At 77.5% G+C, this 12,216-nt stretch carries 9 protein-coding genes; 5 read left to right on the forward strand and 4 right to left on the reverse strand.

The features are described 5' to 3' along the window. Positions 1–487 precede the first annotated feature (487 nt). From FEF34_RS37835 to FEF34_RS37845, 3 genes are all read left to right on the forward strand, one after another. Positions 488–1,084, forward strand: coding sequence for a hypothetical protein (locus FEF34_RS37835; protein WP_138057981.1), 597 nt, complete (start codon positions 488–490; stop codon positions 1,082–1,084). Between the two features lie 399 nt (positions 1,085–1,483). Next, positions 1,484–1,705, forward strand: a complete 222-nt coding sequence (locus FEF34_RS37840; RefSeq protein ID WP_138057982.1) for a hypothetical protein — start codon at positions 1,484–1,486, stop codon at positions 1,703–1,705. Beyond that, complete coding sequence (locus FEF34_RS37845) at positions 1,702–2,589, forward strand: helix-turn-helix domain-containing protein (RefSeq protein WP_138057983.1); 888 nt, start codon at positions 1,702–1,704, stop codon at positions 2,587–2,589. The genes FEF34_RS37840 and FEF34_RS37845 overlap by 4 nt, the downstream gene beginning before the upstream one ends. Positions 2,590–2,602: 13 nt before the next feature. On the opposite strand, the gene FEF34_RS37850 is transcribed toward FEF34_RS37845, so the two are convergent. After that, positions 2,603–3,109 (reverse strand): hypothetical protein, encoded by a 507-nt coding sequence (locus FEF34_RS37850; RefSeq protein WP_138057984.1) that lies wholly within the window; start codon positions 3,107–3,109, stop codon positions 2,603–2,605. A gap of 178 nt (positions 3,110–3,287) precedes the next feature. After that, positions 3,288–4,160, reverse strand: coding sequence for a transcriptional regulator (locus FEF34_RS37855; RefSeq protein ID WP_234043310.1), 873 nt, complete (start codon positions 4,158–4,160; stop codon positions 3,288–3,290). A gap of 400 nt (positions 4,161–4,560) precedes the next feature. Here FEF34_RS37855 and FEF34_RS37860 point away from each other — a divergent pair, with 400 nt between their 5' ends. After that, positions 4,561–5,277: a P-loop NTPase family protein gene (locus FEF34_RS37860; protein ID WP_138057985.1), complete on the forward strand. Its 717-nt coding sequence runs from the start codon at positions 4,561–4,563 to the stop codon at positions 5,275–5,277. Between the two features lie 376 nt (positions 5,278–5,653). Here FEF34_RS37860 and FEF34_RS37865 read toward each other — a convergent pair whose 3' ends face one another. Then, complete coding sequence (locus FEF34_RS37865; protein WP_138057986.1) at positions 5,654–7,024, reverse strand: hypothetical protein; 1,371 nt, start codon at positions 7,022–7,024, stop codon at positions 5,654–5,656. 636 nt (positions 7,025–7,660) lie between these two features. After that, a complete protein-coding gene (locus FEF34_RS42200) occupies positions 7,661–11,311 on the reverse strand; it encodes a hypothetical protein (RefSeq protein WP_199800767.1) in 3,651 nt (1,216 codons plus the stop codon). Positions 11,312–11,637: 326 nt separating this feature from the next. On the opposite strand from FEF34_RS42200, the gene FEF34_RS37875 reads away from it, so the two are divergent. After that, the gene (locus tag FEF34_RS37875) at positions 11,638–12,084 is read left to right on the forward strand and encodes a DUF6283 family protein (RefSeq protein WP_138057987.1); all 447 of its coding nucleotides are present in this window, start codon (positions 11,638–11,640) and stop codon (positions 12,082–12,084) included. Positions 12,085–12,216: the final 132 nt, after the last annotated feature.

The following is a 12,216-nucleotide window of genomic DNA, read 5'->3' on the forward strand; positions in this document are numbered from 1 at the left end:
CCTTCGCGGGAGTGAACTGCTTGCCCCGTGCTTCGCACGGGGCGCCCCGGCCGTTGGCCGGGGAGTGCCGGGGCTGTGCCCCGGTGGCAGGGGGCTGCGCCCCCTGCTGGGTGGGTGGTGGGCCGGCGCGCCCTGCGGGCGCTTGGCCGGGGTGTGGGTGGGTAAGTGGGCTGGTTGCGTGGGGTGTTGCCGGGCCTGCGGCCCTGGCGGGGGGTCAGGTGGGGTGTCGGGGCGGGCTTCACCCGTGGCCGGTTGGTCGGGTGATCGGGGGGCGAGTGGGTGGGGCTCCTCCGCTGCGCTCCGGTGCCCTGGGGGGTGCCGATGTGGTCTTGTTTGCGTTCGCTACCGCCTTTTCGGGCCTTTCCGGTGGTGACTCCTTGTAGTGGTGTTGAAGTTTGCAAGTTACAAAGTGGTTGGCAGTCAGAACCCTTGGCCGGGTGGCGCGTTCGCAGGACAGGGGTCGGCCGGAGGCGGCACGGTGTACGGCGTGGAGGAGACAGGGCGCGTGGGCGGGATCACGACGGTGACGGTGAAGCTCGACGAGGCTGTCGCCGTCGAGGCGCGGCGGCGGGCGGAGGACGGCAAGCGGGCGCGGGCGGTGCTGTCGGCCGAGGATCGCTGGTACACCTACCGGCTGCCGAGGGAGGAGGCTGCCCGGGTGCGGGCGGCGTGGCGGGCCGAGGTTGAACGGCTGCGTCTTGCCGGGGAGTTGCTCGACACGCTCGACGTCCTGGGCGCCTTCGGGGTTCGCGCCGAGCTCCGGGCCCGGGGCTGGGATCGCCGCTGGCCCCCGCTCCCGCCCGAGGCGCCCGCCGAGAAGGGGCGCTGGCCCGGGAGCCGTGATCGGCGCTACAGCGGCTCCCTCACCCTGCGCCTGCCGGCCGAGCTCGCCGCCCAGACTCGCGCCGGCTGCTGGGACGTCTCCAAGGAGGCGATCGCCAAGCTCCGCCGGTGGCGGGACCGCAACCCCGGCACCGTTCGCGACGTCGACCAGCTCCGCCTCTACGAACAGCACGCCGCCAACATCACCACCCCCGGCGATATCTGGCGGGCCGCCATCCGACACACCCTCACCATCACCTAGAGCAGGCCGAGCTGAAGCGGCGCCACCGGCTGTCCGGGGCGCGCCCGGCGGGCACCGGCAGCGCTTGGGCTGGAGGGCGACAGCGCGGCGGCGGCTCCCCGGGGGCGAGTGGTGAGTGCGCAGGTCGGCGGGGGGACACCACGGGGCGGAGGAAGGGGCGGGGCGCAGCGGGGCGTCGGGGGTGCCTGCTTCTCGCGGGCCGGCGGCCCCGGGGCGGGAGGGCATCTTCTCGGTTGTGCTCTGTGGCCTGGGGGGAGATCGGGGCGGGGAAGCGTACGTCGTCTCCGGGGGCGCGGGCCGGCGACTCGCGCCGGCAGGCCGCGCGCTGTCACGATCGGCTCGCACGCCGGGCCCGTCCCGGCCCGCCTGAACACCCCACCTGCCCACGGAGGCGCCGTCATGTCCACTCCCCCGCCCGTCCCGCCGGCCCCGGCCGGCGGCCGCGTCGGTGCGGCCGAGGCCGCCATCGTCATCTGCGCCATCACCGCGGTGACCGTCCTCGCCGTCCTCGACCGGCCCGTCCCCGCCCTCCTGACCGTCCTCGTGGCGGCCTCCGGCCTCCTGCTCCTGCCCGGCCGCGCCCTGCGTCTGCTCGCCGCTCTCACCGGCGGCCGGCCGTGACACCCGTTCCCGGCCCCGCCCGGCAGGGTGGTGAGCCGGCCGAACTCGCCACCCTGCGCGGCTGGCTGCGCGGGGCGAAGATCGCCGCGGCCCCGGCCGCCCGGGCCGCCGGACAGCGGGCGACGTTCCAGTACCTCGCCGACCGTGCGTGCGCGTACGGAACCGCGTACGTGGTGTCCGCCTGCACGCTGCGCCAGGCCCTCGACGGCCGCCTACCCACCCTGCGCACCGCCCTCGCGTTCGCCCGCGGGGCCGGGGCCGACGAGGAGACCGCCCGCCGGCTGTGGGCGGCGGCCGACCGCGCCGTCCACCCGCCCCGGCGCCGTCCCGCCCCGTACGTCCCCGGCCGCTTCACCACCCCGGCCGGACTCGTCCGCGCCATGAACGCCGTACGCGCGACCGCGCCCGAGGCCAGCCTGTCCGCCCTCGCCCGCACAGCTGGGCCCGGGCTCTCCTCCAGCACCCTGCACCGGCTTCTCACCGGCCGGCAGGTGCCCACCACCGCGCAGCTGACCGCGTTCGCCGCCGCCTGCGACGCCGGCGAGACGGCCACCGCCGCGCTCCTGGCCGGGCACCACCGCGTCGTCAACGGCCCCCCGCCGCCGCCCTTCTACCCGTGCGCGTACGCCGAGGAAGCCGAGGAACGGCGCCAGCGGGACGAGGACGCCCGGCCCTGGCTCGCCGAGCCGGAACTCGACTGGTACGAACAGCAGCGGCGCGACGAGGAAGAAGCCGACTTCCAGCGGTGGGTCCGCGACGTCGGGGCCCACCTCGACGAACTCCAGGACGACGAACAGGCGCAGCACACCGGCCCGCACGCGGGCCCCGGAGAGGGCACGGGCGGCGTGCTCGCCGTGCGGCTCCGGGCGGCCCGCGGGCAGTGACCGGCCGGCCGGTTCAGCGGCGTTGGCCCAGGGAGGGCAGCCCGGCCGAGGCCGTGCGCACGCTCCGGCCGCGGCGGGCGGCACGGCGGTCCTTCAGGATCTGGCGGCCCCGCGCCCTCCACACCTGCGCCTCCTCGGCGCGGTCGGCCTCGCGGTGCACCGCGGCAACGCGCAGGACCGCGGCGCGGGCCCGGGCGGTCAGGGTCTCGGCCACCGGCGACAGCGGGCCCTCGACCCGTACGGCGCCGGGAGCTCCCCGCAGGCACAGCACCAGAAGCGGGCCGGCGTCGGCGTCGTCGAGCACGCGCACGTACACCCGGGCTCGGGACTGGCCGGCGGCGATCCGCGCGAGGCCCTCCAGCTCCGGCCACGTGGACGGCAGCAGGACGTCCTCCGCCGCGGCGTGCGGCGCCGGCCGCCACGACGCCGCCCGCAGACCCTGACCCTCGCGGCGCACCCGTACGCCGATCACCGGCCACGGCCCGCCGGTCAGTGCCGGATGCCCGATCTCCTCGCCCATCGCCGCTCTCCCGCCGCTCGCGTCCGCTCCTCGCAGTATCGCCGCCGGTCTCCCGCTGCCGGCCCCGGGCCGGTCAACGCCTGCGGTGGGCGCCGGGTGTTGCCGGCTCCGCAACACCCCGCGGCCCGGGGTCTGAGGGCATGGCCGGGCAGGCCGGCGAAGAGGTTGTCCGTTCAGATCACAGGGGGGACACCACCGTGCGGCGCACGTACCCGTCCAGGCCCGGCAGTTCGGGGCGCAGCCGGGCGACGTGTGCGGTCAGTGCGCGGACCGCGGGGCGGCGGGCCTCCAGCGGCGCGGCGTGCTCGATCAGGAGCAGCTGGGTGAAGGCGCCGGCCGTGTCGCCGGCGTCGATCAGGGCGCGGGCGGTGTCGGTGGCGGCGCGGGCGCGGCGTTCGGGGGCGGGGAGGTGGGCGGGATGCAGGCGGCGGGCGGCCGCGAGGGCGGTGTCGAGGTCGCCGAGGTGGCGGTGGATCCCAATCCGGTAGAGAGCGCACTGGTCGGCGGTCAGCTCCCGGGGGCGGTCGGCGGTGTGCGGGTGGCGGGCGAGGCGGGCGGCTGTCTGCTCGGCCTGGGCCGCGAGGTCGCGGGCGAGGGCGGTCCGGTGGGCCTGGGCAGCGGTGTAGGCGGCGGTGAGCGCCGCCATGCCGGCGGCCTCGAGGTCGGCGGCGGTGGGTCGGGGGGTGGCCGTCAGGTGGGTGCGCGCCTGGTGGAGCAGGAGGAGGGCCTGGTCGGTGCGGCCGGTGCGGCGCAGTGGGGTCGCGGCCGCGCGGGCCGCGGCGGCGAGGACCACCGGGTCTCCGGAGCGGGTGGCGGCGGTGCCGGCCCGGGCCGCGTACGCGCCGGCTGTGTCGGTGCGGCCGTGCTTGACCGCCAGTTGGGAAGCCAGCACCCACACGCCGGCGGCGAGGGCGGCGCCGGCCGGGCCGCGTTCGGTGCTGCGTTCGGCGGCGTCCAGGAGCAGCGGCAGCACCCGGCCGAGCCGGCCGCGAGCAGGCGGCGTGCCGCGGCGACGTCGCCGGTCGACAGCCGCGGCGCCGGGGCCGCCCATGCTGCCGTCGGGACCGTGAGCGCCCCGGCTCCCAGGGCTAGTCCTGCCGTCAGCATGCTGCGTCGCTCCACACCCGTCTCCTCGTCTTCTCGCCCGGCGCCGGGCCGGAGTCTCGACGCTACGGCCGGCCGGGCCGTACGGGCAGGGCGCACAACGTCGGCGTCGTGCGCCCCTCAAGGGGCCGCCGGCCGCCGGGCGGCCGCGGATGTCCGAGGTGGTCACTACGATGTCGGGAGCACCACCAGGGCAACCGCGCCGCGCCCGGTCCACGACCCCGACGCCCACACCGCCGGAGGGGACCGCAGACGTCTGAGACTCGCGCGAGCAGCCTCGTCATGCCCTCCCTTCCCGGACGGCCGGCGCGTGTGGGGCACTGGCCGAGCAAGGGACGTGAGACGTCATGACCGACCGCCGCACCCGCCAGTTCGACCGCGCCGTGCGCGAGTACCAGCGCGCCCACCCCGAAACCACCCTGCCCGAGGCCCGCGAGGCCGTCGCCGCCCGCGCCGCCGCCCGGCCGCCGGGCGGGCGGCCGGCCCGGATCCCCGGCGCACCGCTGCCCCGCCCCGGGGAGACGCTGGACGGCTACACGAAGCGGGTCGCTGCCGCGGCCGGTGTCCACCGGCACCGGGCCATGGAACTCCTCGGCCTGGCCCCCGGCTCCTCCGCCACCGAGCGCCTGGCCGAACTCACCCGCGACCCGCTGCCCGGCGACGTCGTCCAGGCCCTCGTCGCGGCCACCGGCATGACCCCCGCACAGGCCCGCGGCCTCGTCCCCACCGGCCCGGCCCCCGCCGCCGGCGCGGCCACGGGCCTGGAGCGCCTGGCGCGGCAGGTGCTCGACGAGAAGCTCATCCAGCGCGGCGGTAAGGGCAAGACCCGTACGGACGCGCGCACGATGGCCCGGCTCCTGGCCGAAGCCGGCGCGCGGCGCCCCCTCCTCATCGACACCGACCCGCCCGGCAACCTCGGCGGCTGGGCAGAGCCGGCGTTCCGCCCCGTGCTCGTCGACCTGCCGTGGCCGGCCGAAGGCACCACACCACCCGCGGACCCCGGCCTCGTCGACGAGGTCCTCAAGGAGCTCGGCATCGGCCCCACCACTGCCCAGGACGAGTAGTCCGCGACGTCCCCGGCCGGCGCGGAGCAGAGGGCCGGAACGCGTCGGACTGCTGGCCGGCTCCTGCTGCGAGAACGCCGGTGTCACGCTGTCACGTTCCACCGCAGCGCCCGTGCGGCAGCCATTCGTGCAGGTCAGAGCATATGTGGGTGGAGCGTGACACTGCAGCGTGACGCCGGGCGTGACACCCGCGGTTGCCTGGACAGGGGGGACACCACGCGAGCGCCGGCGTCACGCCCGGTCGGCTGGTGGCCAGCCGGCTGGGGCGTCTTCCGCAGGCCGCCCGCCCGCCGGTGCGCGGACGGCAGACCGTCAGCCCGGGTCTCCGGAGGTGCGTGGTGTCCGGCGGCCCGGGCGACGCGTCGGGCTCACGTGGTCAGCGGGTGCGGGACGTCTCCAGCTGGGCTCGGGTGTACGTCGTCACCCCGGACTGGGGGGTGGTCCGCAGCAGCTCGAACAGGCTGCTCTCCGGCTCGTGGGCGCCTGCCTTCATCGCGGGGGCGGAGATGTCGTCCAAGAGGACGCCCGCGAGCTGGGCGAGGGTGTGGCAGCCGGTTCCGGAGTAGCCCCAGCTGACGCCCCAGCCCTCGCGGGCGGGGGCGAACCACAGCGTCCCGTCCTCGGTGCGCACCCAGCTCGTCTCGCCGCTCAGGATCAGGGCGGCGAGCGGGGAACTGGTGGGCAGGCGCTGCAGGCACAGGGTGAAGAGGTCCTCGCGGTCGGTGCCGGGGGCCCGGCGCAGTGCCGGGATGCCGGTGACCGGGTCGAGCAGCAGGATGTCCGACTCGTCGTGGGCGTTGTCCAGGAGGTGCTTCTCCAGCACGGTGGGTGCCTGCCCGCGGTCGGCCGGCACCAGGCGCTGCTCCCATTCCCGGGCGACCGGGCAGGCCGTCGGGTCGACGACGACGGCGCCGCCGGTGTGCCAGTCCTGTCCGCCGTCCCAGCGCTGGGCGAGGCCGGCGACGCGGTGGGCCAGCACGTCCCGGCGTTCGGTGATGGACAGCCAGCCGGCCCGGCGCACCATCTCCGGGGGCGCGGCCGGTTCCGGGTGGCGCAGCTCGGCGGGGACGGCTCCCAGGGCGAGGTGGGCGCCGTCCCCGCCGTCGGCCGCGTTCTCCAGCAGCTCGGCGACATGGCGGGTGACTGCGTCGTGGTCGCGGGCGCGGATCTCCCGGGCGAGGTGCAGGCAGAGTTCGGCGGCCGGGGAGCCGTCCGGCTCCCCGGCGGCGAGCTCGGCCAGCGCGCCGACGGGGTTGGTGACGTGGCAGGCCGGGACCACCGCCGGCGGGGTGCCGGGCCGCCAGGCGGCGATGGCGTCGCGGTCGCGCAGCGTGGCGAACCAGTACGGCGCGCGCTGCCCGAGCACCATGGCCAGGCGAGCCCATGTCGTCTCGTACTGGTCGGCCCCCTCCTGAAGGTCGCAGGCGATGAGCTTGGGCACGTACGGGTCGGAGACCTGGGTGGCCGCCATCGCCACCGCCACGCACGCGTACCGGGCTTCGGTGCGCTCCCGATGACGTCGGCGCAGGGCGCGGATCGCCGCGTGTACCTGGCCGTTGCCGTCGTGCAGCGCGTGCGCGAGGCCGAATCCGCCGCGGTCGGTCTCCCACCGCAGCACGGCGTAGTCGTCGACGAACTCCACCTCGTCGAACTCGGCTCGCCGGCCGCCGGACCAGCGCTCCAGCCATACTCCGCCCTCACTGCTGGTGGCGGACCTCTCCGGCGCGCGCCGGCTGAACAGGCTCATGAAGATTCCCCTCCTGGAACATCAGGTCGGCACGTACGCGGGCACCCGGGCCCGGCACACGCGCCCGGACAGTCCTTTCCACAACGCTGTGCTGCCACGCCCCGCACCGGCGGCGGGCAGCGCGTTCACTCGATCCTGGACGTGCCGCCCTGTGGACACGGACTGAGCGGCAGCGCGGGCGCCGGAACAGGCTGACCGGTATGCGGGTGCCGCAGGCCGGAACATCGCCCGGCAGCCGGCGGCAGGGGTGCGGCGGGCGGCCCGCAGCACGGCCGGCGAGGCGCCCGGTAGCGAGCACCCCCCGGGGCGGCGACACGACAGCGGGCCGGGCACGGCCGGGACTGCGGCCGGACCACACGGGACCGAGGAGGGCCGGTCGGGCGGCTTGGCCTTTGGCGCTGTGGGGGAAGGCCGGTGTCACGCTGTCACGCTTCACCGCCCGTTTCCGCTCGGCGGGCATCGGTGCAGCTCAGAGGGCATGTGAGTGGAGCGTGACACTGCAGCGTGACGCCGGGCGTGACACCCGTGGTTGCCGCGGGGCAGGAGGGGACACCACGCGAGCACCGGCGTTCCGCCCTCGGAGGCGGCGTGCCGGTCGGCCCCCGCCGACGCGGCCGCGTTCTGCCTAGCTGGCGGTCAGCCAGCCGCCGAATCCGTCTGGGCGAGGTCCACCTCGCCGGCTTCGACCAGGGCCCGGCGCAGCTGTTCCGTCTCGGCGGGCCGCTCGGTCTCGGGCAGCGCTGCGGCGGCCTGGAGCAGGGCCCGGGCGTGCCGGCGGACGTCGGTGTCGTACGCGGGGTCGGGGGCGGGACGGGTGAGCAGGTGCGCGGCCAGGAGCAGGGCGTCGGGGCTGCGGGGGTGGGCGGCGGCGCGTTCGGCGACCTTGTCGGCGTCGGTCTGGGCGGGGGTGTGGGCGGCGCTGCGCCGGGCCAGGGGCAGCCACACCTCGTCCGGGAAGGTGCCGGTGAAGTAGCCGGCGTCGGCGAGCGCGCCGGGCGGCAGGCCGGCGTCGAGGGCGGCGGTCCACCACACGAGCGCGGTGTCCGTGCCGGTGATCGCGGCCGGGGCCGGCCCGCCGGTACCGGGGCGCGGGCGGGCCGGGGTGAGGAGGGCGAGCGGCATGAGGAGATGGGAGGCCGCCGCGGCGCCGCCGGGGCCGGCGGTCAGCTCGCGCCAGGCGGCCGCGGGGTCGCCGAGCGGGTCGCGGTGGCCGGCGAGCAGTGCGTGCGCGGTGTGGAGGGCGGCGCCTGGGTGGTCCTCGCGTACGGCGGCCAGGAGCTGGTCGCGGTCCAGTGCGGCGAGCAGCGTGGGGTCGGGGTGGCACGAGCTCAGCCACGCGGCGGCCGGCGAGGGCCGGCGGGGGGCGAGGTCGTACAGCTCGGGGTGGGCGGTGGTGAAGGCGGTGGCGCGGTAGTGCAGGACGGGCAGGTGCACGCCGATCGCGGTGGCGACGTCCTCGTCGCCTGGGCGGGCGGCGAGGACGTCGGCGAGGAGGTGGAGGACCTCGTCGGGCATCGTGCCGTCCGCGTGGGCGTGGCTGGCGGCGTACTCGAGCAGGCAGGCGAGCGCGCGGACCGCCGGGGGCGTCTGCGGCAGGCCTGCGGCGGGCTGCTGCTCCGCGCCGGTGGGCGGGGCGGGGTGGGTGAGGGGCTCGGCGAGGGTGTGCAGGTGGGCCAGGACGGCCGGCAGGTTTGTGCCGAGGTCGGCGCCGGTGCGCCACACGATGTTCAGCAGGCCGAACAGCGCCTGGTCAGCGGAGTCGACCGCGGTGGAGGGCGGGCCGCCGGCCGCGGGCAGGGCGCGGCGCAGGGCGAGGGCGGCGAGGGCGGCCGGGGCCGGGCCGTTGGGGAAGGCGCCGCGGTAGCGCGCGGCGGCGTGGGTGGCGGCGAGGTAGAACGCGCCGAGGTCCGGCCGGGCCAGAGTGGCAAGGACGCGGGGGACGTCGGCGGTCCAGGCGGGCGGGTCGGCGGCGACGAGGCGCTGCAGCACGCGGGCGTAGCCGTCGGCGCCCGCGTCCGGGGCCTGGGCGAGCTCGGCGGCGGTGGCGAACGGGCCGGCCGCGGCGGCCAGCTTCAGCAGGTCCTGCGTCGCGTGGGCGACGTGGTGGCGCGGCCGCGGGCGGGCGGCGGCGCGCGGGTCGGGCGGCCCGGCCGGCTCCCGGCGGCGCAGCGCGGCCAGCAGGGGGCCGAAGTCGGCGAGCAGCGGGGCGGGGAGTACCGGGGACCAGGCCCATACCCGCTGCCAGGGCGCGGGCGGTTGTGCGGTGCCGGCGGTCCGGCCGGTGGTGGGCAGGGCGTGGTCGACCTCGCGGGCCGACGGTGCGGGGCCGAGTGCCGCGCGTGCCCGCTGCTGCAGGCCGACGGTCCGCTCGGGCGGGCAGGTGTCCCAGACCAGGGCGGTCAGCCGGGCGCCTTCCGGTGTCGGGGGTTCGGCCAGCAGCCGGACGGTGACGTCGGCCGCCCGGTCCCACCACTGCCTCGCGGCCGCCGTGTCGGTGCCGGTGGTGGGCGGGTGGGCGGTCAGGTGGGCGGCGAGGAGCCGGTCGTGCAGGTGCTCGTGCGCGGCGGCGATCCGGGGCCAGGCCCGTAGCCGCTCGGCGAGCGGGACGCCGGCCGCGGCGTCCGCCGCGGCGAGGTCGAGGACCGCCCGGGCCAGGAACGGGCCGAGGAACGGTCCCAGGACCATGCCCAGGAAGGGGACGTCCTCGTCTCGGAGGCGGATCTCGTCCAGGTCGGCGCGGGCGAGGGCGCTGTCCCCGGCCGTCTCGACGCTGCGGCGCAGCAGGCCCGCCAGCGCGCCCCGGACCGGGCGGGCCCAGCGGAACGGCTCGCCGTCGGCCGGGTGGACGGTGGCGACCAGCTTCCGCAGCAGGGCGATGACGTCCCGCTCGGGCAGGAGGACGGTCCGGATCCGCTCGATCGCCTCGCGGGCGTGCGGGTCGGTGGGCGGCGCCGTCCGGGCGGCGGCCGGGGCCCGCTCCGGCGCGGTGGGGTGGAGCTCCAGGAAGGCGTGGAAGGCCTGGAGGCCCGAGTCCACCGCGTCCTTCAGCAGCCCCTCGACGACGAGTACCCAGTCCCCGTCGCGGTCGGCCGGCGGGAGGGTGCCCGCCCAGTGGGCCGTCAGGCCGCGCGGCCAGCCGGCCTGTTCGGCCGGCGGCCCGGGCGGGGGCGGGACGAGGACGGCGGGGAGCAGGGAGCGGACGGTGGCGGGGGTGAAGGCGCGGGCCAGGACGGGGTGCAGCAGCTCGATCAGCGCGCTGGTGCCGGCTGCGGCGAGGGGGACGGCGTGGTCGGCCAGCCACGGCCGGGCGGTGTCGGGGGCCGTGGCGGCGAGGTGCTGAAGGAACGGGGCGGCCGGCCACCTGCCGCTCGTCTCGTCGGCCAGGAGCAGGTGCGGCGCGTGTTCGTGAAGGACCGCGAGCCAGGCCGGGGCCGGGCCGGAGCGGAAGAAGAAGGCGGTGGCGCGCGGGTCCGCCCAGCCGGCCAGCTCCCGCGCGTGCTCCGGGCCCGGACTCTCGAGGGCGGCCAGGTGCAGGACCCGGGCGGCGCGGCCGGGCAGCGGCACCAGCAGCTCACGGGCGGCGGCCAGGACCCGCCGGTAGAGGGCCGCGGCCCGCGCCGGGTCGGCGCTACCTCCGTGCAGGGTGCCCGAGGTCTTCCCGTAGACCTCGCCCCACACGCCGAGGGCCTCCTGCTGGGCGGCGCCGAGCCGGACGCCCATCAGGTGTTCGGCGATCCCTGCGGCCCGGGCGCGGTGGTAGCCGCCCGGCCGGTTCAGTTCCGCGCGCAGGGTGTCGGCCGCCCGGCGAAGCAGGAGCTGTTCCTCGGCGCCGGCGGCGGAGGTGTCCGCGGGCGGGCCGGCGTGCTGCCGCGGCACGGCGACAGGCTGTGGGGGCCCGGCCGGGACACGGCCGGCGGCCCCGGTCTGTGCGGCCAGCGCCGGGCGGTCCGGGGCGGCGGTCTCGTCGCGTGGCGCTGCGGCCGGATGCCCGGACCGGCCGGGGCGGGCGTCGACCGCGGCGAGCAGAGCGGCGGCCGCGTCCTTCAGGCCCGCCGCTTCCGGGGCGCCCGGCAGGCTCAGCAGCGCATCGGAGGCGCCGCGCAGGCACGACTCCGCGACCTCGGCCGGCCGCCGCAAGAGACCGCCGGCCAGGATCCGGCGCGCATCCTGGAGAAGGTCCAGCGCCCGCACCCCCGGCTCGCCCTGCGCGCACAACGCGGCGGCCAGGACCTCGTCGACCGCTGGCAGTTCGCCCCCGCCGGCCGGGCGCATCGTCTCGTCGCTCACCGCTGCACCGTAGAGCCAGCGCACCAGTACACGGGCCGGAACCGGACAGCCTGCCCCGCGGGGGCGGGGCGGACGAGCTCGTGAAGGGGTAGTACCAGCCGGTCCGACAGCCCGGTCTCCGCGGGCCACGGCGTCGGACACCCGGCGCGGCTGTCACGCTGTCACGCCTGCGCCGCCAGGCCAAGAAGCACGCGTTTCCCCAGGTCAGAGCACATTCTCAGGGAACGTGACACGAGAGCGTGACACCGGGCGTGACGCCTTTGAGGCTTCGGTCGCTGCGCTCGTCGGGATAATCGGGCGCCGGGCGAACAGTGCGGAGGGGGCTGGTGGAGGAGATCTGTGGGGCGAGCGAGACCCGGGAGGGCAGCCGGGCCGCGGCGTGGCATCTGACACCGGGCGCCGAGCACGAGTTCCGCGACTGGCCGTGCACACGGTGCCCGTGGCGTACGGATGCCGACCTGACGGCGTTCTCGGAGCAGGACATGGACATGCTGCGGCGGGCCGACGGGAGGCCGGGGGCGGAGGCCCCGGTCGGTGCTCCGGTGGTCGCCTGCCACCTCGACCAGCCGGGCACGGCCCACGCGTACCGCTGGTGTGCGGGCTGGCTTGCCACGGTGGGCGAGTACCACTTGGCGATCCGGCTGGCGCTGGCCTTCGAGATCCTCCCGGGCCGCGCAGTGACACCGCGGCCCGGCTGGCCGCGCCTGTATGCCGGCCTGGACGCCCTTCTGGCCGCCCGTGCCGAGCAGCTGGGGCTGCCCGCTCGCGGCTGACCGCGGCCCGGGGCTTTTCCCGCCGGGTGGGGCGCTCGGCCTCCACCGGGCGGCCCGTCGGCCCGCGTGCCCGGCGGGCTGATGGGGGACACCACGGACTTCCCAGGCCAGGCCGCGGGCGCGGGTCTTGGA

This window comes from Streptomyces marianii, from assembly GCF_005795905.1.
GTDB lineage: Bacteria > Actinomycetota > Actinomycetes > Streptomycetales > Streptomycetaceae > Streptomyces > Streptomyces marianii.